The sequence below is a fragment of the Rhodanobacter denitrificans genome, assembly GCF_000230695.2.
Lineage (GTDB): Bacteria > Pseudomonadota > Gammaproteobacteria > Xanthomonadales > Rhodanobacteraceae > Rhodanobacter > Rhodanobacter denitrificans.
In genome coordinates this window covers 1003623-1026770 of the sequence record NC_020541.1, presented here as the reverse complement: position 1 = coordinate 1026770, position 23148 = coordinate 1003623, and the positions used below count along the sequence as shown (strand labels likewise).

The 23148-nt window shown below is 63.7% G+C and carries 23 protein-coding genes; 12 read left to right on the top strand and 11 right to left on the bottom strand.

The genetic code is table 11. The annotated features are described in order from the left end of the window. Nucleotides 1–10: 10 nt before the first annotated feature. From R2APBS1_RS04480 to R2APBS1_RS19525, 3 genes are all read left to right on the top strand, one after another. A complete protein-coding gene (locus tag R2APBS1_RS04480; RefSeq protein WP_015447045.1) occupies nt 11–1258 on the top strand; it encodes a lipopolysaccharide biosynthesis protein in 1248 nt (415 codons plus the stop codon). A gap of 271 nt (nt 1259–1529) precedes the next feature. Next, nucleotides 1530–2612 (top strand): class I SAM-dependent methyltransferase, encoded by a 1083-nt coding sequence (locus R2APBS1_RS19530; protein WP_015447044.1) that lies wholly within the window; start codon nt 1530–1532, stop codon nt 2610–2612. Then, nucleotides 2609–3616: a glycosyltransferase gene (locus R2APBS1_RS19525; protein WP_157769698.1), complete on the top strand. Its 1008-nt coding sequence runs from the start codon at nt 2609–2611 to the stop codon at nt 3614–3616. Before R2APBS1_RS19530 ends, R2APBS1_RS19525 begins: the two co-directional genes overlap by 4 nt. Before the next feature lie 59 nt (nt 3617–3675). On the opposite strand, the gene R2APBS1_RS19520 is transcribed toward R2APBS1_RS19525, so the two are convergent. The 7 genes from R2APBS1_RS19520 to R2APBS1_RS04450 form a co-directional block, all read right to left on the bottom strand. Continuing rightward, the gene (locus tag R2APBS1_RS19520) at nt 3676–4575 is read right to left on the bottom strand and encodes a glycosyltransferase family 2 protein (protein WP_157769697.1); all 900 of its coding nucleotides are present in this window, start codon (nt 4573–4575) and stop codon (nt 3676–3678) included. Beyond that, the gene (locus R2APBS1_RS04475; protein WP_015447041.1) at nt 4559–5509 is read right to left on the bottom strand and encodes a glycosyltransferase family 2 protein; all 951 of its coding nucleotides are present in this window, start codon (nt 5507–5509) and stop codon (nt 4559–4561) included. The genes R2APBS1_RS19520 and R2APBS1_RS04475 overlap by 17 nt, the downstream gene beginning before the upstream one ends. Continuing rightward, nucleotides 5506–5802 carry a hypothetical protein gene (locus R2APBS1_RS04470; protein ID WP_015447040.1) on the bottom strand — a complete coding sequence of 99 codons (297 nt, stop codon included), beginning with the start codon at nt 5800–5802 and terminating at the stop codon, nt 5506–5508. The genes R2APBS1_RS04475 and R2APBS1_RS04470 overlap by 4 nt, the downstream gene beginning before the upstream one ends. Then, nucleotides 5799–7052, bottom strand: coding sequence for a glycosyltransferase family 4 protein (locus tag R2APBS1_RS04465; RefSeq protein ID WP_015447039.1), 1254 nt, complete (start codon nt 7050–7052; stop codon nt 5799–5801). Before R2APBS1_RS04465 ends, R2APBS1_RS04470 begins: the two co-directional genes overlap by 4 nt. Continuing rightward, nucleotides 7045–7899: a glycosyltransferase family 2 protein gene (locus R2APBS1_RS04460; protein ID WP_008438588.1), complete on the bottom strand. Its 855-nt coding sequence runs from the start codon at nt 7897–7899 to the stop codon at nt 7045–7047. The genes R2APBS1_RS04465 and R2APBS1_RS04460 overlap by 8 nt, the downstream gene beginning before the upstream one ends. Nucleotides 7900–8189: 290 nt before the next feature. Then, nucleotides 8190–8585, bottom strand: coding sequence for a type II toxin-antitoxin system VapC family toxin (locus tag R2APBS1_RS04455; RefSeq protein ID WP_015447038.1), 396 nt, complete (start codon nt 8583–8585; stop codon nt 8190–8192). Further along, nucleotides 8582–8824, bottom strand: coding sequence for an AbrB/MazE/SpoVT family DNA-binding domain-containing protein (locus R2APBS1_RS04450; RefSeq protein WP_015447037.1), 243 nt, complete (start codon nt 8822–8824; stop codon nt 8582–8584). The genes R2APBS1_RS04455 and R2APBS1_RS04450 overlap by 4 nt, the downstream gene beginning before the upstream one ends. 632 nt (nt 8825–9456) lie before the next feature. Here R2APBS1_RS04450 and pilB point away from each other — a divergent pair. From pilB to coaE, 5 genes are all read left to right on the top strand, one after another. Further along, complete coding sequence (gene pilB, locus R2APBS1_RS04445; RefSeq protein ID WP_015447036.1) at nt 9457–11181, top strand: type IV-A pilus assembly ATPase PilB; 1725 nt, start codon at nt 9457–9459, stop codon at nt 11179–11181. A gap of 142 nt (nt 11182–11323) precedes the next feature. Further along, nucleotides 11324–12595 (top strand): type II secretion system F family protein, encoded by a 1272-nt coding sequence (locus tag R2APBS1_RS04440; RefSeq protein WP_015447035.1) that lies wholly within the window; start codon nt 11324–11326, stop codon nt 12593–12595. Between the two features lie 148 nt (nt 12596–12743). Further along, nucleotides 12744–13163, top strand: coding sequence for an endonuclease domain-containing protein (locus tag R2APBS1_RS04435; RefSeq protein ID WP_015447034.1), 420 nt, complete (start codon nt 12744–12746; stop codon nt 13161–13163). A gap of 14 nt (nt 13164–13177) precedes the next feature. Further along, entirely contained in the window at nt 13178–14035 is an 858-nt protein-coding gene (locus R2APBS1_RS04430) for a prepilin peptidase (protein ID WP_015447033.1), read from the top strand. Between the two features lie 2 nt (nt 14036–14037). Further along, the gene (gene coaE / locus R2APBS1_RS04425) at nt 14038–14652 is read left to right on the top strand and encodes a dephospho-CoA kinase (RefSeq protein ID WP_015447032.1); all 615 of its coding nucleotides are present in this window, start codon (nt 14038–14040) and stop codon (nt 14650–14652) included. Nucleotides 14653–14949: 297 nt separating this feature from the next. Here the strand turns inward: coaE and R2APBS1_RS04415 are convergent, their stop codons facing one another. The 3 genes from R2APBS1_RS04415 to R2APBS1_RS04405 form a co-directional block, all read right to left on the bottom strand. After that, nucleotides 14950–15366, bottom strand: a complete 417-nt coding sequence (locus R2APBS1_RS04415; protein WP_027485879.1) for an NUDIX domain-containing protein — start codon at nt 15364–15366, stop codon at nt 14950–14952. Next, the gene (locus R2APBS1_RS04410; RefSeq protein WP_015447031.1) at nt 15366–15854 is read right to left on the bottom strand and encodes a dihydrofolate reductase; all 489 of its coding nucleotides are present in this window, start codon (nt 15852–15854) and stop codon (nt 15366–15368) included. The genes R2APBS1_RS04415 and R2APBS1_RS04410 overlap by 1 nt, the downstream gene beginning before the upstream one ends. A gap of 126 nt (nt 15855–15980) precedes the next feature. Further along, entirely contained in the window at nt 15981–16775 is a 795-nt protein-coding gene (locus R2APBS1_RS04405) for a thymidylate synthase (RefSeq protein ID WP_015447030.1), read from the bottom strand. Nucleotides 16776–16867: 92 nt separating this feature from the next. On the opposite strand from R2APBS1_RS04405, the gene R2APBS1_RS04400 reads away from it, so the two are divergent. Next, the gene (locus tag R2APBS1_RS04400) at nt 16868–17881 is read left to right on the top strand and encodes a TIGR00266 family protein (protein WP_015447029.1); all 1014 of its coding nucleotides are present in this window, start codon (nt 16868–16870) and stop codon (nt 17879–17881) included. Nucleotides 17882–17971: 90 nt separating this feature from the next. Here the strand turns inward: R2APBS1_RS04400 and lgt are convergent, their stop codons facing one another. Continuing rightward, complete coding sequence (gene lgt, locus R2APBS1_RS04395; protein WP_015447028.1) at nt 17972–18790, bottom strand: prolipoprotein diacylglyceryl transferase; 819 nt, start codon at nt 18788–18790, stop codon at nt 17972–17974. Nucleotides 18791–18991: 201 nt separating this feature from the next. Between lgt and R2APBS1_RS20485 the strand changes: the two genes are divergently transcribed. From R2APBS1_RS20485 to R2APBS1_RS04385, 3 genes are all read left to right on the top strand, one after another. Then, entirely contained in the window at nt 18992–19435 is a 444-nt protein-coding gene (locus R2APBS1_RS20485) for a hypothetical protein (protein WP_236127004.1), read from the top strand. Nucleotides 19436–19524: 89 nt separating this feature from the next. Continuing rightward, nucleotides 19525–20994, top strand: a complete 1470-nt coding sequence (locus R2APBS1_RS04390; protein WP_236127003.1) for an alpha/beta hydrolase family protein — start codon at nt 19525–19527, stop codon at nt 20992–20994. Between the two features lie 31 nt (nt 20995–21025). Beyond that, nucleotides 21026–23017 carry a S9 family peptidase gene (locus tag R2APBS1_RS04385; protein WP_015447027.1) on the top strand — a complete coding sequence of 664 codons (1992 nt, stop codon included), beginning with the start codon at nt 21026–21028 and terminating at the stop codon, nt 23015–23017. Nucleotides 23018–23148: the final 131 nt, after the last annotated feature.

The following is a 23148-nucleotide window of genomic DNA, read 5'->3' as shown; positions in this document are numbered from 1 at the left end:
AGTAACCCCCATGCGGTTTGAGATCCTACGCGGCCCGATTGCGAAAGGTACGATCCGCACCACATTTGTGCTCGGAATGCGGCTTGTCGTTCAGGCCGGCACGTTGTTGATCGTCGCGCGCATGTTGGGGCCGCAGCAGTTCGGCGCGTTTGCAGGCGTCAGTGCGCTGGCGGTGATTCTGGGCACGCTGTCGACCTTCGGTACGCATGTCGTGCTGATCAAATCCGTATCCTCCGACCGTTCCAGTCGGCACGACATACTCGCATACGCCATACCGATCACGACGATCTGCGGCTGCGTGTTGCTCGGCATTTACTTGTCCACCGTGCTGCTGGCGCTACCTGAAACCGGCATTCCAATGGCTGCCCTGATCGCCATCGGCGTCACGGAACTGCTAATGCAACCGCTTTACGGCCTTCCGATCGCCGAACGGCTGGCAATGGGTCAGGTGGCGCGCTCGCAGTTGATGCAAGTCCTGCCGCTGGCACTGCGTCTCATCACAGCTGCGGCCGTGTTCATGCTGGCACCCGCCAACCCACTGGCGGCGTATGCCGCGGGTTACTTCGCCGCATCATTGGTCGCACTTGGCTTCGCAGCCATGATAACTCGCGACTGCTGGCCTCCAGTTCGACGCTGGCGACTGCCCAGTCAACGCGAATTGAGGCATACCGCAGGCTATGCAGCTTCAAACTTCACCAGCAATGGTCCAGGAGAGCTCGACAAGACCCTGGCCGCCAAGCTGCTCCCACTTGCCATGGCTGGGCTTTACTCCGCAGGTGCGCGAGTAATTGGCGCGGCTACGCTACCTGTCGTGGCGATGGTGCTTTCCGCAGTTCCTCGCCTGTTCCGCGAAGGACGGGCGCAGCCAAAGCGCACCGCCCACCTGCTGCGCTGGGTCTTCGGAGCGGCGCTGGCCTATGGCCTTGTGTTGGCCAGCATCATGCGGCTGATCGCGCCCTGCTTCGACTGGATCTTCGGCGCGAAATACCATGGCCTCGACACCATGATTCAATGGTTGTGCCTGGCAATACCCGGGATAACGCTGCGCCTGGCGGCCGGCACGGTGCTCGTCACACTGGACAAGCCATGGTTGCGCGTCGGATATGAAATAGCCGGACTAACAGTGCTAGTGGTGGCAGCAAGTATCCTCGCGACAACGGTCGGCACGGTTGGCATGCCACTCGCGTTAGCCTTGTCCGAGTGGCTGATGGCCGCAGTGGGGATTGGCCTGATCGTAAAGATGCAGCGTCTATCATGATTCTGTACTGGTTCTGCACGGCGCCGACTAGAAATCGTATATTCTGGCTACCGCTATTGCACCCAACGCCGTGACAAGAATTAGGGATCATAGTGGTTTCTTAGGTCAGCGATGGCGCTACAGGCAGCGCGTGGGTCGAGCCCCCTCCTTGCCGATGGAGTTGTGGTTGTAGTGGTCGCTGTTCCATGCGTCAGCATCCACCGCCGTCGTAAGCCGGAAAATTGCCCTAACCACCGTTGTTTCACCGTCCCTGCACGTTACTCACCCACACATGAATATTAATGCCACCATCACGCTAAATAAGGCCAGTGACTGGCCAGCAGATGGGATAGAAGCCGTCGATGCTTGCCCTCTCTGCGGCAGCCGCCACCGCACACTCCTACATGTCGGTTTGACGGACAGGCTATTCGGCGCACCCGGGAGTTGGTCGTTGCATCGCTGCACCGATTGTGGCCTCGGCTACCTCGCACCACGGCCCACCCGCCAAACGATCGGCTTAGCCTATGCGAACTACAGCACGCATGCCCCTGCGGTGAAGCCCAAGCGAACCGGCATACTGGGCAATCTACGCGATTGCATCCGCAACGGTTACCTTAACCGCCGCTATGGCTACAAGCTGCAGCCGGCTCCGGCCTGGGGATACTGGGCTATGTACCTCCTACCCGCACCGATCCGGTGGGAACAAGATCAGCATGCACGCCACCTGCCGCCACCCCATTCACCCTGCGAGCGATTGCTTGATATCGGCTGCGGGAACGGCGAGTTTCTCATCAACGCCCGTGCGGCAGGGTGGGCCGTCCTAGGCCTCGAACCAGACAAACAGGCAGCATCCATAGGAAGGCAGCATGGTTTGGAAGTTCACTGCACCACCTACGACCGTGCCGATCTCCCGCCGGAAAGTTTTGATGTTATTACCTCGAACCAAGTGATAGAACACGTGCATGATCCGCACGCATTCGTCTCCCGGATCCATCGCTGGCTCAAGCCCGGTGGAACTGTCTGGATTGGAACACCCAATCTCGACTCACTCATGCACGCGCACTTCGGTATCAACTACGGAAATCTGCACCCCCCACAACACTTGCTCATGTTCTCTCCATCAACACTCCGCAGATTATTCGAGTACCACGGTTTCGCCTCAATTGAGTTTCATAAGCGCGGCTTCCACGACTACAGCCAGTCACTTGGGAGCGCTGCACTCATGCGCGGAGAGGCTGGCCCTTCGGTGTATCTCGGGGTTAAGCACGCGCCACTCCGAGACAAGATCCGAGGCATGTACTTTGAGCTCGCAGCATGGCGGGATTTCCGAGCCTGCAGCGACTTGGTCATGTTGGCGAAAAAAGCATCGTCATGAGCACGAGTCAAAAAAATATCCATGTAGCGGTGCTCGCCTACGGCAACCGGTCACGTGAGCTTGGGCTTGTTCTTGATCGCCTTGAATCGTTAGGTATCGAGCGCATTGTCGTCATTGCCAACTGCGTCAGCCAATCTGTCCTGAATACGATCCAATCCCATGCATTGCGGGGTCGCACCAAGATCGACTCACGCAACTTCACCCACAATATAGGATCTGCTGGCGGCTACTCGGAAGCAATTCGCGCAGCCTTTTGCGATCCGTCGTGCAATGCCGTCTGGCTATTAGATGACGACAATTTGCCCGCGCCCGATTGTTTCGGGAAACTGCTGGAAGCGTATCGATTGACAGGCATTAGCATCCCCACGCTGCTGGCATGCCGTCGGCCATCACTACCCGAGATGCAACGAATCGATCCTACCCAGTGGCAACGATATCCTGCGAGGGGAAGTTGCATCGGCTTCAACTTAATCAACATTCTCATGCGATTGCGGTCCCCACCTTCGCTGAAAATAGACCCAAGTGGCCTGATTCCACTCGCGTGGACTGTTTACGGCGGATTACTCTTGCCGCGTGCGGTCTTCAATACCGGTGAGCTGCCGATGGAGTCGCTGCATCTGTACGGCGATGACATGGAGTGGACCGCACGCCTCTCCAGGAACGGGTTCCGAATCATGCTCGTGCCTGAGGCTCGAATCGACGATCTGCAGCCACCGTGGAGTGCAGCAGGAGAGACCACCTCCAATCTTCTTCGCAGAATTTGTTATCTCGATGATCATCGGGTTTATTTCGAGGCAAGAAATCGAAACTGGCTCGCACTTACTGCGTTCAAAGGAAATGCGTTGTTTTACCGTCTCAATCGGTCTCTATATTTACTGGCCGCGTTGATTATCGCTGTCCGATATCAGCGCATACGCCGGTTCAGATTGCTGAGGCAAGCGATTCGGGATGCAGAGCTCGGCAAACTTGGAGATTGCTTACCCGGCAAATTGGATGCCAAGTAGCAGTAACATTCTGACTCTATCCTACTATTTAACTACTGACTGAAGCGAAGCGAAAGCGCTTATCGTTTACATGCAGGAGTGAGATCACGGAAACGGTTTAACAATACATCCACAGTCGCCATCCAGAGACCCTGCCACGGCCACAGGGAGTGTAAGCGCACACTGCGAACGAAGGCTCGCATCGGCAGCGAGCAGCAACGCGCCAACAAGAACAACACCCGCTCCCGACGATTATGGGCAAGTTTTCGTGCGAGTAGCCAGTGTCCGCGCGCCATGTGATATTCGTAGAATAAGGAGCCATTCCGTGCACTGGTCGAAGTCGCATGCTGGACGAGAGCGTCCTGCACCCAAATTGCGCGTAACCCTCGCTGCGCGAGGCTTGCACCCAGCATGACGTCTTCCCCGTAAAAGAAGAAGTCCTCATCGAATAGGCCTTCATAATCGGTATCTGCCCCAAGCAGCAGGCAACATCCGCTTGGGTATTCGACGGTTCCAGCATGCGCGTGCCGCAAATACAGTGCGAATACACGTTGGTAGTAACCCATCAGCGGCCGAGTCATGTGTTGCGGACCGTCCTCGACAACGGTCGGTACCGCCAAAGGCGCATCGCACAGGCAACTGGCCAACCGTTGCATCGCGCCCGCTGCCAACCGGGCATCGGAATTGATCAGTAGTACAGGGGAATGCCGCTGCGAACGAATATGCCGCAGGCCGTGATTCACGCCAGCCGCGAACCCCAGATTTCGTTCCGGACTCAACCACTCCATCACGAATCCGGTTGCCTCCAGGCGTGCGATGCCCGTTGCCATCGCCGCTACCGAGCGACCAGCATCTTCGGAATTATCCACGACAACCGCTCGTCGGACGCCGTCGGCATGCAAGGCGTCGAGACACGCCAACGTTGCTTGCGGCGTACGAAAATGCAACACCAACGCAACGACGTCACTGCTGCTGGTCACATTCCCTCCCTGGGCTTGCGGCGAACGCATCGCGCACGCCTCGCAGCATGTGTGAAAGTTGTGCCTTGGCGTTGCGGAAAGTAAGCAGCGCGACGCCGGCGGTAATGGTGAGTTTGACCACCGCCCAACACTTCCAGACACGCGGCACGTACGAGCGTCGCATCAACGTTACGGCATTGCGGAACAGATAGTAGTGGCGCAACGGCGAACGTGATGGCCACACCCGCCATCCAAAACACCAAAATCGCATACTGGCCTGGCCCATCCGGTGATCGAATACCGCGTTCGGGATGCCCCACAGTCCGTAGCCAGCGTGCAAGACACGAAACGCCCATTCCGTATCCACGTGATCGATGAAAAAGGATTCATCGAGCCCCCCTAGCTGCTCGAACAATGCCGTCCGCACGAGCGTACCGCTGCCATTGAGGTTGGCACACGGTACCGGTTCCCTGGAATCCACTGCGGGGTATGCTCGTTTCCAGCGCCAGCGCGTGCGCTGGTGAAATCCGTGCGTGAGCTTTGTCTGTGGATCACGCAACGTGGGACCGACGCAGCCGACGCGGTGACCGCTGGTTTCAAGACCCTGAAAACCCTGCATCAACGTCGCAACACTGTCAGGCTGCGGTTCGCTGTCCTGATCCAGCAACAGCACAAATGTCGCGGGTGCAGACATACTCGCCGCCGCGTGCACGCCACGATTGACCGCTGCGGCCAACCCAAGGTTGGCATCGTTGCGCAGGATCCTGATGTTCGGCCGCTGAGCTGCCAGTGCATCGATCTGGGCGAACACATCGGGTCGCGATGCATTGTCCACGATGAACTTCATGCAATCGACGGGCAAGGTACGCAACTGTGCATCCAGCAGTGCCAAGTCGGGATTGAACGTGACCGTGACCGTCGCCAGCGTGGTGTTTTTTGTGTTCACGGAAATCATGCCCCACGCCAACTATGGTGATAAATCAAGTTCGAGGTGATCTCCCGCAACGGTTTCAGCCATCTATCGGGCACCATGCCAAGCCACCGCGAAAGCATGACGCGCGGCTGTTCAATGGCCACGGTTTCGCGCAGCGCCTCAATGCAGATGCGGTAACCAACGCCATCTAGAATGCGCAGCGGCTGCCGGCGAACGGCCAGGTCCAGCAGCTGCTCGATCTTCAGCGCTTCCCGATCACGCAAGACCAGATCGAGCGCAACGTGGGGTAGGCGTTGAGGTCGTGGTACGGTCATCGCGGGCTGGAGGTAGAAGTGGCTGACATTATGGAGTGCAGATGGTGCTGTAGCTGCATACCGAACTCCGGCCAAGCAAATCGACGTGCAAACTCGACGCACGATGATCTCAGGCTTTCGCGCTCGGCCAAGGCGGCGATGATCGCATCGGACAGGGCCGCATAATCGCCGGATGGCACCAGATGCCCGGAGCGCCCCTCGGCCACGGCATCGACGATACCGCCAGTGGCGAACGCCACGCTGGGCAGACCATGCGCGGCGGCCTCGACCGCCACCATGCCGAAGCCTTCCGGGTCACCGGGAATATCTCGCACCGGGAAGATGTGCACGTCGGACGCACGATAGATCGCGCCGAGTTTGGCATAGTCGGTAATAGTGCCGAGGAACAGCAGGTGCCCATCGACGCCTGCTACTCTGGCTGCGGCGCGGATGGATTCCGGCGTTTGCGCCTCGGCGTGCAGCGCCTGCCTGGGCGCGTCGCCGACGACCAGCAGCAATGCTTTCGGTCGCGCGGCAACGATGCGTGGCAAGACGTGGCTGACAAACTCGCGCAACCCCTTCCGAGTGGACAAGCGGCCGACCGACAACAGCAGGGGGCGATCACCGAGGCGGTGCGCCTGGCGAAACCGCGCTGCGCCCCCAGGCACAACGAGGCTAGACGCAAAGGCACTGGATCCCGGCTTCCGCCGGGATGACGGTTCCGGTCCCTGCTCGACCTTGTCGGCAGCCTCGACGGGCAAATCGACTCCGGGATGCACGATAGCGATGCACGCAGGGTCGACCCCGACACTGCGACAGAGTTCGGCCGTAGCGTGACTGTTGGCAATGACGCGATCCGCGCTGCGGATCGCGCGCAACCAGATGGCGCGGTAGACGGGGTGCCTCACCGCCACGTCGAGACCATGCACATACACGCAGGTCTTCGCCCCGCACAACCGAGCGGCGGACCGTGCAATGGGTGCGGTGAGTCCACTACCCGCCAACATAATGTCAGGCTTCCAAGCCCGCGCCTCGCGTCGTGCCAGCACCCGAGCCTGAAGCAGGAACCTCCACAGTGGCTGCAACCGTGCCTCGCGCACGATGACACCTGCAGGGGCCATGGCGGCGGAACCGGATGGGCCGATCACACGCACATCCGCTGCCTTGGACAACTCATCGGCCATGTGCCAGTTGAGTCGCTCCATCCCGCCGACCAGCGGTGGCAGGTTGCGGGTCACGAGCAGGATGCGCAGCCCCTGTGAGTCAAGCATCTCGGCGATACGTCAGCGCCGTGATCTGCTCAGACACCAACCCGATCAGAAACACGATCACCGCAGCGCTCCACATCAGCGTGCTGCCGTTGGTGAGGCGGCCTTCGTGCGCGAAGGTCCAAGCGTAGTTGGCGCAACCGAGCAGGAAGAACAGGCCGCTCGCCGGCACGAACAGCTTCAGCGGCGAGTACAGCGTGGCGATCTTGAAGATGATCAGCAGGAAGCGTATGCCGTCGCGCAGGGGTTTGATGTGGCTTTTGCCGACGCGCTGTGCCGCCTTGATCGGAATGTAGGCGACCGGGTAGGCGCTGCGGAAGAACGCCATGGTGCTGGTGGTGGGGTAGCTGAAGCCGTTCGGCAGCAGATGCAGGAACTCGCGGAACTTGTCCGCGCGCACGGCGCGGAAGCCGGAGGTGAGGTCGAGCACGGGGTGACCGGTCATCTTGGTGGCCAGCCAGTTGTACAAGGTGTTGGCGATGCCGCGGCCGACGCCGGCTTGGCTGCCCCAATCGCGGGCGCCCACCACCATGTCGTAGCCGCGGTTCAACTGGTCGAGCAGGCGGGCGACGTCGGCCGGGTCGTGCTGGCCATCGCCGTCCATGAACACCAGGATGTCACCCGTGGCGGCGCGGGCGCCGCGCTTGATCGCGGCGCCGTTGCCCATCGAGTACGGCGAAGACAGGCACTGCACGCCGCTGCTGGCGCAGATGCCGCGGGTGTCGTCGGTGGAACCGTCGTCGACCACGATGATCTCGGCCTCCGGGTGCGTGGCGCGCAGGCGCGGCAGCAGCGTGGCCAGCGCAGGCGCCTCGTTCTTGGCGGGCAGGATGATGCTCAGGTGATTCAACAGGCGGCTCCCCGGGTGGAGCGGGGATCATAGCGTGAAGGCCGGGCGCAGGTTGCAGAAGGGGTTGGGTTTTTTGAGGGCTTCATCCAGCGCGGTGGCTGGGCAGCGGGGCGCCTGCCCTATCGCGTCAAGTAACTTCGAAAACCCTCGAACGTCCGTCATTCCAACGAAAGTTGGAATCCAGTGCCTTGGCTGTTCAAGGGCTTGGAGTCGCTGAATCCCAGCTTTCGCCGGGATGACGAACAAAAACCGAGTTATTCGAGGTGCCCGTCAGGCAATCCGGCCAGACGTCAGGTGATCAGGCTCATGCCGGCATGTTTGGCGGCACCGCGGTCAAACGTCATGGTGTGTTCGCAGCCGGCGGACGTAGCGGTGCATGCGATCAGGCAGTCGGCAAAATCTGCCTTGGAGTTGCGGTAAACGCGCACTGCTTTCCAGACGACCTCCGCACGCTCCACTATCAACTCCTTGGTGCGTAGCAGGGCTTCCAGTGCTTCGGTGAGCTGCGCGCGGTCGAGGCCATACGCCGTGCCCAACACCCAGGCCAATTCGATCAAGGATACGATCGAAATCCAGCCCGGCGCCTCGACGGTCAACGCGTCGAGCAAGGCCGAGGCCTTGGCCGACTGCGCCGTATCGTCCTGCATGATGTAACGCACCAGGACATTGGTATCCAGGCCGATCATTTCGCCGCCGCACCCGCCGCGGCGATCGCGGCGTTCATCTGCTCGATCGACACAGGTTTGGACGCTTTGCCGAACATGCCCTTGAGTGCGGTCACAGGGCGCGTGGCGGCGATGAACTCATACCGGCCCGGCTCGATTTCCACAAATTCCACCCGATCCCCCGCACGCACATGCATGGCCTCACGCACGGCAACCGGAATCGTGATCTGGCCCTTGCTGGTGACGCTGGCGGTGGTCATGGCCTTCTCCTTCGAGTTCCTTATATCATTGTAAGGAGCTAGAGATGCGCGATCAAGGTAGCCGGGCGCATCGGCCGTGCTTGCACCGTGCAGATGCGCGGATCACCCAGGAACCGGGCCTAGTGATTGCCTTGTCGGCAACACCATTCCGGCGAGAGCGGCGGGCAGCGCTCGCTCTACCCGCTGCTTCCTCCCCTGCTCGCCCTTCAAAGGACTTCCCATGGTCGCTGGGGAGGGTTGGTGGGGTTGCGTCCGGACGAGAGATCAAGAGCTTTACCCCCTCCTGGCCTCCCCCTGCAAGCAGGGGGAGGGACCAGATATGGAGTTCCTGCAAGCAGGGGGAGGGACCAGATATGGAGTTCCTGCACGCAGGGGAGGGACCGGATATGGAGTTCCTGCACGCAGGGGGAGGGACCGGATATGGGGTTCCTGCGCAGGGAGGGCCCGGCTTGGTGTCCCTGGCTCAAACGGAGAGGGGCCGTGCGGGATGTCTTGACCGATATGGCAAGCGGGTCCGCGAGGTGGGTTTGCGCACTGCGTCAACCTGTGCGGCCCTGCCCACCAACGATGGGTGACCTGCGCGCCGGACTGCGGTAGATTCAACAACATACAGGGGCAAGGTCGAGTAGGTTATGTCATCTCAATTACAGCCGTCGCTCGCGGGCTTGTCCGGCATGGCCCGCCGGTTGGTATCTGAAGGGGTAATGCCCGAGGACGTGGTCCGCAAGGCCATGGTCGACAGCAGCCAGCAGAAGGCCACGCTGGGCGCCTGGCTGCTGGACCGCAGCCTGGTCGACAGCGCCGAGCTGACCCGGATCGCCTCGGCCGAATTCGGCATGCCGATGATGGACGTGGCCACGCTGAACCCGGCCACGATGCCGCTGGACCTGATCAGCGAGGCGCTGATCACCAAGCACCAGGCGCTGCCGCTGTTCCGCCGCGGCAAGCGGCTGTACGTGGGCATCGCCGACCCGATGCAGTCGCATGCGCTGGACGAGATCAAGTTCCACTCCAACTGCATGGTGGAGCCGATCCTGGTGGAGCGTGGCTCGCTGCAGCGGGTGATCGAGAGCCTGCTCAACAACATGCGCAACACCATGCCCGACATGGGCGGCGGCGACCTCGACGAGCTGGACATCGAGGGCGGCGACGACGAGGGCGAGTCGAGCAGCGGCGTCGACGCGAATGCGAACGACGACGCGCCGGTGGTGAAGTTCGTCAACAAGATCCTGGTCGACGCGATCCGCCGCGGCGCCTCGGACATCCATTTCGAGCCGTTCGAGACGCAGTACCGCGTGCGCCTGCGCATGGACGGCATGCTGAAGGCGGTGGCCAGCCCGCCGATGAAGATGGCCAACCGCATCTCCTCGCGCATCAAGGTGATGGCCCAGCTGGACATCGCCGAGAAGCGCGTGCCGCAGGATGGCCGCATCAAGCTCAACCTGTCCAAGACCCGCGCGGTCGACTTCCGCGTGAGCACGCTGCCGACGCTGTTCGGCGAGAAGATCGTGCTGCGCATCCTGGACGGCTCCTCGGCCCGCATCGGCATCGAGAAGCTGGGCTACGAGCCGAACCAGCAGAAGCTCTACGTCGATGCGATCCACAAGCCGTACGGCATGGTGCTGGTCACCGGCCCCACCGGCTCGGGTAAGACGGTGTCGCTGTACACCGGCCTGAACATGCTCAACACCGCCGAGCGCAACATCTCGACGGTGGAAGACCCGGTGGAAATCCGTGTCGAGGGCATCAACCAGGTGCAGCAGAACGTGAAGCGCGGCATGACCTTTGCCAGCGCGCTGCGCTCGTTCCTGCGCCAGGACCCGGACGTGATCATGGTCGGCGAGATCCGCGACTTGGAGACCGCCGAGATCGCGATCAAGGCGGCGCAGACCGGTCACATGGTGCTGTCCACCCTGCACACCAACGACGCGGCGCAGACCATCTCGCGCCTGATGAACATGGGCATCGCGCCGTACAACATCACCTCGTCGGTGACCCTGATCATCGCCCAGCGCCTGGCGCGGCGCCTGCACGACTGCAAGAAGCCGATCGAGCTGCCGCCCAAGGTGCTGCTGGACGCCGGCTTCACCCAGGCCGACATCGACGCGGGGCTGACCATCTACGAGGCCGTCGGCTGCGACAGCTGCAACGAGGGTTACAAGGGTCGCGTGGGTATCTATCAGGTAATGCCGATGCTGGAGGATATCCAGAAGATCATCCTGCAAGGTGGCAATGCACTGCAGATCGCCGAGGTGGCCAAGGCCGCCGGCATCAACGACCTGCGCGCGTCGGCCCTGCTGAAGGTGAAGCAGGGGCTGACCAGCCTGACCGAGATCGACCGCGTCACCAAGGAATGAGCGGCGGATATGGGATCCCTTTTGCACCGAACTTGCGTCCGACGCCACGGTTTGACGCCGCAAAAATGGCATAAGCTGCACAAATACTGTCTGCCGCCCGCATAGGGCGGCTCCGGGACTGGTCCACTGGGGGAAGATGCGCATGGCCACGGCTACCGCAACGAACATCAACAAGGCGCGCGAGCTCGGGGCCCAGCGCGCCGAAGTCAGCAAGCTGACCACCTACGAGTGGATTGCGCTGGACAAGCGCGGCAAGCGCATGAAAGGCGACATGCCGGCGAAGAACGCCTCGCTGGTCAAGGCCGAACTGCGCCGCCAGGGCATGAACCCGCAGACCGTGCGCGAGCGTGCCAAGCCGCTGTTCGGCGCCACCGGCAGCACGGTCAAGCCGGGCGACGTGGCCGTGTTCAGCCGCCAGATCGCCACCATGATGGCGTCGGGCGTGCCGATGGTGCAGTCCTTCGACATCATCGCCGACGGCCAGAAGAACATCCGTTTCAAGAACATCCTGCTCGACGTGAAGCAGAACATCGAGGGCGGCGCGGCGCTGCACGAGGCGCTGGCGCGCTACCCGGTGCAGTTCGACGAGCTGTATTGCAACCTGGTGCACGCCGGCGAGACCTCCGGCGTGCTGGATACCGTGCTGGACACCGTGGCGACCTACAAGGAGCGCACGGAAGCGATCAAGAAGAAGATCAAGAAGGCGCTGTTCTACCCGATGATGGTGCTGGTGGTGGTGTTCCTGGTCTGCCTGATCATGCTGTTGTTCGTGGTGCCGGTGTTCGCCAAGACCTTCCAGGATGCCGGCGCGCAGCTGCCGGCGCCGACCCAGTTGCTGGTGACCGCGTCGGAGTTCATGCAGAGCTACTGGTGGGTGGTGATCGGCGTGACCGTGGGCGGCGTCGCCGCGCTGATCATCGCCAAGAAGCGCTCGGTGAAGTTCGCCCACTTCCTCGACCGCATGGCGCTGAAGATGCCGGTGATGGGCAATATCGTGCGCAACTCGGCGATCGCCCGCTTCGCCCGCACCTTGGGCGTGACGTTCCGCGCCGGCGTGCCGCTGGTCGAGGCGCTGGACGCGGTGGCCGGCGCCACCGGCAGCGTGGTCTACAGCGATGCCGTGAAGCAGATGCGCGAGGACATCTCGGTCGGCCACCAGCTGCAGCTGGCGATGAAGCAGACCGGGCTGTTCCCGAACATGGTGGTGCAGATGACCGCGATCGGCGAAGAATCCGGCTCGCTGGACAACATGCTGTTCAAGGTTGCCGAGTTCTACGAGGAAGAAGTCAGCAACGCGGTCGACACCCTGTCCACGTTGCTCGAACCGATCATCATGGTGGTGCTGGGTACCCTGGTCGGTGGCATGGTGATCGCGCTGTACCTGCCGATCTTCAAGCTCGCCGGCACGTTCTGATTCCTGACGTTGCTGATGCTTGGGGAATCGAGCATCGCGGCAACCCCGCACCCTCTCCCTAAGGGAGAGGGGCTTTCAGAAAACCCGCACCTGCTTTGGAGCCCCTCTCCCCTCGGGAGAGGGGTGGGGGAAAGGGTACGATCGAGCGATGAACCCCAAGCCACCGCTACCCACTCACACGCTCAATACGGCGAAGTCGCTGCGAACCTCCGGCACCGACGCAGAGCACGAGCTGTGGTACCACCTGCGTGCCCGGCGCCTGGATGGACTCAAGTTCCGCCGCCAACATCCCATGCCGCCCTACGTCGCGGACTATTACTGCGATGAGCTCAAGTTGGTCATCGAGCTGGACGGTTCACAGCACGATGAGCAAAGCGACTCGATCCGTACACAGGCACTGCAGCGCCAGGGCCTGTTTGTGCTGAGATTCTGGGACAATCAGGTATTGCAGGAAACCGGAGCAGTGCTTGAGGCGATCTTGAATTTCGCTCGGCACCGCACCATCTCCCCCACCACTCTCACCCGCAAGGGGACTCCCTATGGGTCGCCGACGGGAGAGGGGCTTTAGAGCAAGGCCGACGCATGCCCGAACTTCCCCTTGCCCTGTGGATCGCCCTGGCCGGTGTGCTCGGCCTGCTGGTGGGCAGCTTTCTCAACGTGGTGATCCTGCGCCTGCCAGCGCGCATGGCGGCAGCGTGGCGGCAGGAGGCGTGGGATGTGCTGGAGCTCCAGGCTGACGCCGTGCCGCTGCCGCCGGGCATCGTGCGCGAGCCGTCGCATTGCCCGCACTGCAAGCACCCGTTGTCAGCGCTGGACAACATTCCGCTGCTTGGCTGGCTGCTGCTGCGCGGGCGCTGCCGCTACTGCCGGGCGGAGATTTCGATCCAGTACCCGTTGGTGGAACTGCTCAGCGGCGTGCTGAGCGTGGTGATCGTGTGGAAATTCGGGCCGTCATGGGCGGCGCTGGCGGGGCTGGCGCTGACCTGGACGCTGATCGCGCTGTCCGGCATCGACTTCCGCACCCAGTTGTTGCCCGACCAGCTCACCCTGCCGCTGCTGTGGTTGGGCCTGCTGCTGTCGCTGCTGCCGATGTTCGTCACCGCGCCGGCGTCGATCCTGGCCGCCGCGATCGGCTACCTCAGCCTGTGGAGCGTGTACTGGGCGTTCAAGCTGCTCACCGGCAAGGAAGGCATGGGCCACGGCGATTTCAAGCTGCTCGCCGCGTTGGGCGCATGGATGGGGCCGGTGGCGCTGCTGCCGGTCATCCTGCTGTCGTCGCTGATCGGCGCGCTGGTCGGCGGCACCCTGATCGCGCTGCGCAAGCATCAGCGCGAGATTCCGATGCCGTTCGGCCCGTTCATCGCCGCCGCCGGCTGGGTCTGGTTCGTGGCCGGCGCGGACCTGCTGCAGGGTTACATGCAATTGACCGGCCTGCGGTGAGCATGCGGCCACGCGCGCTGGTGATTGCCCTGACCGGTGGCGTGGCCGCCGGCAAGACGGCGGTGACGCGGCGCTTCGAGGCGCTGGGCGCGCACGTGCACGACGCCGACGTGGCCGCCCGCGAGGTAATCGAGCCGGGCACACCCGGGCTGGCCGCAGTGGTCGACGCGTTCGGCGCCGGAGTGCTGGACGATGCGGGCCGGCTGGATCGCGCAGCGATGCGCCGTCACGTATTCGCCGACCCGACGGCACGAAAAACGCTGGAAGCCATCATCCACCCGCGCGTGCGCCAATGGCTGCACGAGCGCGCGCTGGCCGAACGCGGGCCGTATTGCCTGCTGGCGATTCCGCTGCTGGCCGAGAACATCGAACACTATCGCTGGGTCGACCGCGTGCTGCTGATCGACGCTCCCGAAGCGGTGCAGCTCGCGCGCCTGATCGAGCGCGACGGCATCGACGAAACCCTCGCCCGCCGCATGCTGGCGCACCAGGCCAGCCGCGTCGAGCGCCTGGCGGTGGCCGACGACGTGATCGAGAACAGCGGCGACGAAAGTGCGCTGGACCAGGCCGTCGCCGACCTGCATCGGCGCTACCTGGCCCTGGCGGCCGCCCGGTAGGAGCCCGCTGGCGGGCGATGCTTTGAAGGCCGGGATGACCAGACGTTCGTCTGTTGAAAGCCGGGATTCGGGATGCGCGAAAGCAGGAGCAAGAGCAAGAGCAAGAGCAAGAGCAAGAGCAAGAGCAAGAGCAAGAGCAAGAGCAAGAGCAAGAGCAAGAGCAAGAGCTAGAGCTAGAGCTAGAGCTAGAGCTAGAGCTAGAGCTAGAGCTAGAGCTAGAGCTAGAGCTAGAGCTAGAGCTAGAGCTAGAGCTAGAGCTAGAGCTAGAGCATCGCCCGCGAGCGGGCTCCTACAGGGTCAGGTGTCGCGCATGTCGAGCAGGGCTTGCAGGACCGGCCGATCCGCCGGGGTGAGGATCGCCATGTCCACCAGGCTGGGGAACTGCCATTGCAACGCCTGCCCTTCCAGCGGGCGCGGCTCGCCGGCCCACGCATCGACCCGCCAGGCATCGAGCAGCAGCTCGCGCTCGCCGTAATTCCATGGCAGCGCGACCAGCGGTTCGGCGTGTTGCAGCGTGACGCCCAGCTCCTCGCGCAGTTCGCGCGCCAGCGCCGCCACCGGCGCCTCGCCCGGTTCGCGCTTGCCGCCGGGAAACTCCCACAGCCCGGCCAGATGCTTGCCGGGCGGACGCTGCGCCAGCAGCACGCGGCCGTCGGCATCCAGCAGCAGCCCGGCCATCACGTGCATGACCGCGCACGACACGGAAGCAGGCATCAGGCGCTGCGCAGGTATTCGACCATGTCGAAGTCGTAGGCGTGCTCTGCATCGGCCTTGTGGTGCACGCGCGAGACCTCGGTCCACTCGCTGAAGTGCACGCCGGGGAAGAACGCGTCGGCGCCGTCGATCGCGGCGGCCACCCAGGTGAGGTACATGCGGCGCGCGCGCGGCAGCGCTTCGGCGAACACCATGCTGCCGCCGATCACGATCAGGCCGGTGTTGTCGCAGCGCGCCTGCGCCTCCTCGATCGAGCGCACGGTGATCTGCCCCGGGTACGGCGCCTCGTGGCGGCGCGTCAGCACCAGGTTGACCCGGTCCGGCAGCGCGCGGCCGATCGACAGCGCGGTGTTGTAGCCCATCAGCACGTTCTTGCCGGTGGTCAGCTGCTTGAACCAGCGCAGGTCGTCGGGCAGGTGCCAGGGCAACTGGCCCTTGCGGCCGATCGCGAAGTTTTCGTCGAGTGCGGCAATCAGCGAAATGGCCATGGCAAATCCTTGGAAGGCTGGATGGTCAGTGGGACGGCCGGCGCCCGCGAGCGGTGCCGCCGATGACGCCCGATCTTAACAGGCGGCAACGCCGAGATGCCGGCCTCGCAGATTCCTGCGCCGCGGCTACACGGCCACGGCGGCCTTGATCGCCGGATGCGACTGATAGCCCTCGATCGCGATGTCCTCATAGCGGAAATCGAAGATCGAGCGCACCGCCGGATCGAGCTGCAGCCGCGGCAGCGGCAACGGCTCGCGGGTCAGCTGCAGGCGCGCCTGTTCGCGGTGGTTGTTGTACAGATGGGCGTCACCCAGCGTGTGCACGAAGTCGCCCACACCCAGGCCGCAGACTTGCGCCACCATGTGGGTGAGCAGCGCGTAGCTGGCGATGTTGAACGGCACGCCGAGGAAGATGTCGCCGGAGCGCTGGTACAGCTGGCAGCTGAGTTTTCCGTCCGCCACGTAGAACTGGAACATGGTGTGGCAGGGCATCAGTGCCATCTTCGGCAACTCGCCCACGTTCCAGGCACTGACGATCAGCCGGCGCGAGTCCGGGTTGCGCCGGATCTCCTCGACCACCCAGGCGATCTGGTCGACCGCGCCGCCATCGGCGGTGGGCCACGCGCGCCACTGCCGGCCGTAGACCGGGCCGAGGTCGCCGTTCGCGTCGGCCCACTCGTCCCAGATGCGCACGCCGTGTTCTTTCAGGTAGGCGATGTTGGTGTCGCCGCCCAGGAACCAGATCAGCTCGTGCACGATCGACTTCACGTGCAGCTTCTTGGTGGTGACCAGCGGAAAGCCTTCGTTGAGGTCGAAGCGCATCTGCCAGCCGAACACGCTCTTCGTGCCGGTGCCGGTGCGGTCGGTCTTTTCGGTGCCGTGGTCGAGGACGTGGCGGAGCAGGTCGAGATAGGCGCGCATCGGAGGATTCTAGCCCGTGGGGCATGACAACGGTCACTCCCGCAGCGCACTTTCCCGGCCTAGACTCGGGCCTTTCCAGCAGGAGATGGACCATGGCGCAGTGGTTTTTCAGCTACGGCAAGAACACCGATCGGATCGGCCCGCTCGACGACGTCGCGGCGCGGGCGCAGGCACAGCGCCAGCCGGACGGCTATTGCTGGCGCGAAGGCTTCACCGAATGGAAGCCGATCCGCAGCGTGGCCGAATTCGGCGGCACGCCGCTGGCGCCGCCGCCGATGCCGGCGACGATGGGTGGCGGCCGCGCCGACGAGATCGACTACCGCATCGTCGGCACCGACATGCAGTTCGTCGAGATCGAGCTGGACCCCGGCGAGAGCGCGATCGCCGAGGCTGGCGCGCTGATGTACAAGGAAGCCGCAGTACAGATGGACACCGTATTCGGCGACGGCTCCAGCGGCGGCCAGAGCAGCGGCGGCCTGATGGACAAGCTGCTCTCCGCCGGCAAGCGCGTGATCACCGGCGAGAGCCTGTTCACCACGGTGTTCACGCATGCCGGCCAGGGCAAGGCCAAGGTAGCGTTCGCCGCGCCCTACCCCGGCACGGTGATGGCGATGAAGCTGTCCGACCACGGCGGCCGGCTGATCTGCCAGAAGGATGCGTTCCTGGCCGGCGCGCGCGGCGTGCAGCTTGGCATCTTCTTCCAGCGCAAGATCCTCACCGGCCTGTTCGGCGGCGAGGGCTTCATCATGCAGAAGCTCGAGGGCGACGGCTGGGTGTTCGTGCACGCCGGCGGCACCGTGGTGCAACGCGAGCTGCAGGCCGGCGAGCGGTTGGACGTGGACACCGGCTGCGTGGTCGCCTTCCACGACACGGTGAACATGGACGTGAAGCCGGTCGGCGGCATCAAGAGCATGTTGTTCGGCGGCGAAGGCGTGTTCCTGGCCACGCTGACCGGGCCGGGCACGGTGTGGCTGCAGTCGCTGCCGTTCTCGCGCATGGCCGGGCGCATGCTGGCGGCGGCGCCGCAGGGCGGCGGCCAGCGCCGTGGCGAGGGTTCGATCCTCGGCGGCCTGGGCGACATCCTCGGCGGTGACCGCAACTTCTGACCGCCCGGCGTTGTAGGAGCCCGCCTGCGGGCGATGCTTTCGATGTATAGCGAGAAGAGCATCGCCCGCGAGCGGGCTCCTACGAAGAACTCAGCCGCGCGCAGCCAGCGGCAGCGTGGGTGCGCGACGCGACATCGCCAGCAGTACCAGCCCGACTGCGATCAGCGGCAGCGACTGCATCTGTCCCATCGTCACCCACTGGGTACCGAACAGGTAGCCGAGCTGCGCATCGGGCACGCGCACGAACTCCACCGCGAAGCGAAAGCAGCCGTACAGCAGCGCAAACAGGCCGGATACGAGGTAACGCGGCCGCGGCTTCAGCGAGACCAGCCACAGCACCACGAACATCACCACGCCCTCCAGCAGCATCTCGTACAGCTGCGAGGGGTGCCGCGGCAAGCGGTCCGGCGCTTGCGGGAACACCATCGCCCACGGCACGTCGGCGGGCTTGCCCCACAGCTCGCCATTGATGAAGTTGCCGAGCCGGCCCAGACCCAGCCCGATCGGCACCAGCGGCGCCACGAAGTCGATGGTGTCGAAGAAATGCAGCTTCTGCTTGCGCGACCACCACCAGCCCGCCGCGAGCACGCCGAGCAGGCCACCATGGAAGCTCATGCCGCCGTCCCACACCTTGAACAAGGTCTGCGGCGCGGTCCAGATCCAGTCGATGTCGGCGTAGAACAGCATGTACCACACGCGCCCGCCCACGATCACGCCGAGCATGCCGTAGAACAGCAGGTCGCCCAGCGCATCGCGGCTGACCGGCAGGCGCCCCTGCCGTCGACGGTATTCGCCCAGCACCGCCACGAAGAAAAAGCCGAGCAGGTACATCAGGCCGTACCAGTGCACCTGGATCGGGCCGAGGTGGAAGGCGACGGGATCGAAATCGACGACGTAAGGCTGGGACATGGCGACCGCGCTGACAGGCAAAGGTCAAGTGTAGCGGGACGCCGGAACGGGCGGCGGCCTCTTCCGTCACGGCTTTCGCAACCACTAGAATCCCCGCTGATCGTCCGCACTGGGGAGTTTGGACGAGGATCGCGCATCCGCCCTGCCGGGGATGTCCGCATCCAGCCCGACCACCTTGCTCCAGGCGGCCGGACTTATTGCATGGAGCTTCAGGGGAGAAAACCGATGTCTTGCTGTCTTGCGCGGACCCTGCTGTCCGCTGCCTGTCTGTTGTTGCCCGCCGCGGCCGTAGCGGCCGATCCGGTACCGGTGGAGGACTTCGCGCGTCACCCGCTGTTGACGATGCCGCGGCTCTCGCCGAATGGGCAGTACCTCGCCGTGAACATGAATGACCCCGGTGGCGATTCGCACATGCTGGCCGTCTACAAGGTGGACGACATGAAGCAGCCGGTGAGCATGCTGCGCCTGCCGAAATACGAGATTGCCGCCGATATCACCTGGGTCAGCAATACCCGGCTGGTAGTGGACAAAGGCAAGATGTACGGCTCGATCGACAAGCCTTTCCTGACCGGTGAAGTCATCGCCACCGATCTGGACGGCAGGAATCAGGAAATCAGGACTATCTCTACGGCCGCGACAGCCTGAGGTACGGCTCGCGTGCCGCCACGCGTGGCACCGATCGGGGATGGGGCTTCGTCGAAAGCAAGCCACTGCCCACCAATGGCCACTTCTACATGAGCACGCAGAGTTGGGAGAACACCGGTACCAGCACGCTGTACGACGTTGACGCAGGCAAGAACACCCGTCATCTGATCGGCCAGATCAGCGTCGGCGGCATGAGTTTCATGGTCGGCGCCGATGGCAAGGCCCACTTTGCTTACGGGCGCAACGACAACTACGACTACGTCGTCTACCAGCAGCAGGCAGCAGGCTGGGCCAAGATGACACCCGCCCAGGTTGGCGGCAGCTTCACACCGATCTTTTTCACCCCGGACAAACAAGGGATCTACGCCGAGTACAACGCTGGCGGCGGTCCGACTGTGCTGGTGGCACAGGACGAGAACGGTGACAACCGCAAGGTGCTCGCCAGCGACGGCTTCAGCAGTATCGGCGATATCGAATGGACGGCTTGGCCGTACCAGCCGTTCGCCACGGCACCGGCCACCGGCGTGCCCAAGGTCAGTTACCTTGATCCGAACCTGCCCATGGCAAAACTGCATCGCGCGTTGAGCCTGAAATTCCCCGGCGACTACGTCCACTTCATCGACTCCAGCGAGGATGGCGGCAAGGTGCTGTTCGAGGTCAGCAGTGACCGCGATCCGGGAACCTACTACCTGATCGATACGCACCACTACAAGGTGCTCAAGCTGTTCGCCACGGCGCCGTGGATCGATCCAGCCAGGATGGCCGAGCGTCGTCCGCTGCACTTCAAGGCCAGCGACGGCATGGAGCTGGAAGCGATCCTGACGATTCCGAAGGGCGCCAGCCAGACCAACCTGCCAATGATCCTGCTGCCGCACGGTGGCCCGATCGGCGTGCAGGACGACTGGTCTTACGACAACGGCGCCCAGTTCCTCGCCAGTCGTGGCTATCTCGTGCTGCAGGTGAATTACCGCGGCTCCAGCGGCCGCGGCGAGGACTTCAAGGAGGCCGGTTACCTGAAGTGGGGCACCCGCATCCAGCAGGACCTGATCGACGGCGTGAAGTGGGCGATCGCCGAGAAGTATGCCGACCCGCAGCGCATCTGCGTCTACGGCGGCAGCTTCGGCGGCTACTCGGCGATGATGACCACGATCCGTGCGCCGGGCCTGTTCAAGTGCGCGGTGGGCTACGCCGGCGTCTACGACCTGAAGATGATGTACAAGAAAGGCGATGTCCGCGAAAGCAAGTCAGGCCGCAGCTACCTGAACACGGTCATCGGCAAGGACGACGCCGACCTCGACGCCAACTCGCCCGACAAGCTGGCCGACAAGATCGACGTACCGGTGCTGCTGGTCCACGGCGAAGACGACAAGCGTGCGCCGTTCGCGCAGGCCAAGGCGATGCGCGCCGCGCTCGACGCCGCGCACAAGCCGTACGAGTGGCTGAGCAAGCCGGGCGAGGGCCACGGCTTCTACGACGAGAAGAACACCATCGAGTTCTACAACCGGCTGCAGGCTTTCCTGGAGAAAAACATCGGCCCCGGCGCGTCAGGGACGCGGTAGTCATCGGACAGAACCTTGCCAAGGAGCAACCATGATCATCAAGCATATCCATCGGCTGATACTGTGCGCGGCACTCGTCCTGCTCGCGCCCGTGGCCGCCCACGCCAGCGAAATTCCCTACCGGGATTTCGCGCGGCATCCGCCACTGACCCATCCGGTGATTTCGCCCGACGGCAAGCACCTGGCCGTGTCGGTCCACAACGAAGATGGCAGCTACCAGCTCGGCGTGCTGGCGCTGCCGGACCTGAAGCCGGTCAGTCGCCTGAACATGGCCCCGCGCACCCTGCCCATCGGCATCACCTGGGTCAGCAACACGCGCCTGGTGATGGGGCTGGGCGAGGAAAGCGGCACGCTCGAGGCGCCGCAGGGCACCGGTGAGGTGGTGGCTGTCGACTTCGACGGCTCGCACAAGCGCGTGCTCTACAGCTGGCGCGTGCGCGACACCAAGGGCACGAACATGAACATCCTGAGCATGGTACGCGGTGCCGGCTTCATCGCCGGCACGCCGCACCAGCTCAACGGCCATGTCTACATCAGCGTCAGCCCGTTCCGCACGCATGCCAGCAGCGGCTCCCGCGACAGCGGCCAGAGCCTGATCTACGACGTCGAGACCGACAGCGGCCACGCCACGCTGATGGGCCGGATCGACGAGGCCGGCATGAGCTTCGTGCTGCACGACGACGTGGCCCGCTTCGCCTACGGCAGCAACCAGGACGACCCCTACCGCATCGACGTCTACCGCCGCGAGAATGCCGACAGCCCGTGGCAGAAGCTCCCGGCCAGCATCACCGGCAAGCACCTGGTGCCGATCCACATCAGCGCCGACGGCAAACACCTCTACTCGCTGTACAGCGCCGACGGCGGCCCCGACCAGCTGGTGGTGAGCAACCTCGACGGCAGCGCGCGCAAGGTGCTGGTCGGCGACGATTTCGCCGCGGTGGACGACGTGCTGTGGACGCCCTATCCGTACCAGCCCTACGGCGTGGTGTTCGGTGCCGGCAAACCACGTATCCAGTACCTCGACGACAGCATCTACACGCAGATCAGCCAGGCTCTCGCGGCCAAGTTCCCGGACGAGTTCCTCACCGTCGCCAGCGCCAGCCAGGACGGCATGCAGCTGATCATCGGCGCGCACAGCGACCGCGACCCCGGCACCTACGCACTGTTCGATCGCAGCAGCATGAACCTGCAGCCGCTGTTCCGCAGCCAGCCGTGGATCGACCCGCAGCAGATGGTGCCGCGCCAGCCGATCGACTTCACTGCCAGCGACGGCACCCGGCTGGCCGGCTTCCTGACCATGCCGGCCAACAGCGCCGGCAAGCCGATGCCGCTGGTGCTGCTGCCGCATGGCGGGCCGATCGGCGTGGCCGACTCGTGGGGCTATGACCCCTGGTCGCAGTTCCTGGCCAATCGCGGCTATGCGGTGCTGCAGGTCAACTACCGCGGCTCGGGCGGCCGCGGCACCGACTTCGAGCACTCCGGCTACAAGCAGTTCGGCAGCGGCATCCAGCAGGACCTGATCGACGGCGTGAACTGGGCGATCAGGCAGGGCTACGCCGACGCGCGGCGCGTGTGCGTGTTCGGCGCCAGCTTCGGCGGCTACTCCTCGCTGATGGCGCCGATCCGTGCACCGGGCATGTTCAAGTGCGCGGTGGACTACGCCGGCGTATCGGACTACGCCATCGAGCTGCATCGCAGCGACACCCGCCGCTCGGCCGGCGGCCGCAACTACTTCATGCAGGCCATCGGCACCGACGACGACACCATCCGCGCGATCTCGCCGATTTATCACCTGGACAAGTTCAACATCCCGGTGCTGATCATCCACGGCAAGGACGACCCGCGCGTACCCTACGAGAACGCCACCGAACTGCGTGCGGCGCTGGACAAGGCCGGCAAGCCGTACGAATGGCTGGTGCGCGACAAGGAGCAGCACGGCTTCTACAGCGAGGAAAACAACATCGCCTTCTATGAGGCACTGCAGGCCTTCCTCGACAGGCACATCGGCAAGGGCGCGCACTGACGCAAGCCCGCGCCTCGCCGGCCATCCGAAAAGCCGCCTTCGAGCAAGGCGGCTTTTTTTGCACCCGCACCACCGCCGGAGAAGCCCCGACCAAGCGGCCAAAACCGCTCGGCGAAGGGCGTCTGCAAATT

What these genes read in the sequence shown, in the direction of transcription:
- R2APBS1_RS04480 (WP_015447045.1), top strand. Translation starts at nt 11, where the DNA reads ATGCGGTTTGAGATCCTACGCGGCCCGATTGCGAAAGGTACGATCCGC.
- R2APBS1_RS19530 (WP_015447044.1), top strand. Translation starts at nt 1,530, where the DNA reads ATGAATATTAATGCCACCATCACGCTAAATAAGGCCAGTGACTGGCCA.
- R2APBS1_RS19525 (WP_157769698.1), top strand. Translation starts at nt 2,609, where the DNA reads ATGAGCACGAGTCAAAAAAATATCCATGTAGCGGTGCTCGCCTACGGC.
- R2APBS1_RS04475 (WP_015447041.1), bottom strand. Translation starts at nt 5,509, where the DNA reads ATGATTTCCGTGAACACAAAAAACACCACGCTGGCGACGGTCACGGTC.
- R2APBS1_RS04470 (WP_015447040.1), bottom strand. Translation starts at nt 5,802, where the DNA reads ATGACCGTACCACGACCTCAACGCCTACCCCACGTTGCGCTCGATCTG.
- R2APBS1_RS04465 (WP_015447039.1), bottom strand. Translation starts at nt 7,052, where the DNA reads ATGCTTGACTCACAGGGGCTGCGCATCCTGCTCGTGACCCGCAACCTG.
- R2APBS1_RS04455 (WP_015447038.1), bottom strand. Translation starts at nt 8,585, where the DNA reads ATGATCGGCCTGGATACCAATGTCCTGGTGCGTTACATCATGCAGGAC.
- R2APBS1_RS04450 (WP_015447037.1), bottom strand. Translation starts at nt 8,824, where the DNA reads ATGACCACCGCCAGCGTCACCAGCAAGGGCCAGATCACGATTCCGGTT.
- pilB (WP_015447036.1), top strand. Translation starts at nt 9,457, where the DNA reads ATGTCATCTCAATTACAGCCGTCGCTCGCGGGCTTGTCCGGCATGGCC.
- R2APBS1_RS04440 (WP_015447035.1), top strand. Translation starts at nt 11,324, where the DNA reads ATGGCCACGGCTACCGCAACGAACATCAACAAGGCGCGCGAGCTCGGG.
- R2APBS1_RS04435 (WP_015447034.1), top strand. Translation starts at nt 12,744, where the DNA reads ATGAACCCCAAGCCACCGCTACCCACTCACACGCTCAATACGGCGAAG.
- R2APBS1_RS04430 (WP_015447033.1), top strand. Translation starts at nt 13,178, where the DNA reads ATGCCCGAACTTCCCCTTGCCCTGTGGATCGCCCTGGCCGGTGTGCTC.
- coaE (WP_015447032.1), top strand. Translation starts at nt 14,038, where the DNA reads ATGCGGCCACGCGCGCTGGTGATTGCCCTGACCGGTGGCGTGGCCGCC.
- R2APBS1_RS04415 (WP_027485879.1), bottom strand. Translation starts at nt 15,366, where the DNA reads ATGCCTGCTTCCGTGTCGTGCGCGGTCATGCACGTGATGGCCGGGCTG.
- R2APBS1_RS04410 (WP_015447031.1), bottom strand. Translation starts at nt 15,854, where the DNA reads ATGGCCATTTCGCTGATTGCCGCACTCGACGAAAACTTCGCGATCGGC.
- R2APBS1_RS04405 (WP_015447030.1), bottom strand. Translation starts at nt 16,775, where the DNA reads ATGCGCGCCTATCTCGACCTGCTCCGCCACGTCCTCGACCACGGCACC.
- R2APBS1_RS04400 (WP_015447029.1), top strand. Translation starts at nt 16,868, where the DNA reads ATGGCGCAGTGGTTTTTCAGCTACGGCAAGAACACCGATCGGATCGGC.
- lgt (WP_015447028.1), bottom strand. Translation starts at nt 18,790, where the DNA reads ATGTCCCAGCCTTACGTCGTCGATTTCGATCCCGTCGCCTTCCACCTC.
- R2APBS1_RS20485 (WP_236127004.1), top strand. Translation starts at nt 18,992, where the DNA reads ATGGAGCTTCAGGGGAGAAAACCGATGTCTTGCTGTCTTGCGCGGACC.
- R2APBS1_RS04390 (WP_236127003.1), top strand. Translation starts at nt 19,525, where the DNA reads ATGAGCACGCAGAGTTGGGAGAACACCGGTACCAGCACGCTGTACGAC.
- R2APBS1_RS04385 (WP_015447027.1), top strand. Translation starts at nt 21,026, where the DNA reads ATGATCATCAAGCATATCCATCGGCTGATACTGTGCGCGGCACTCGTC.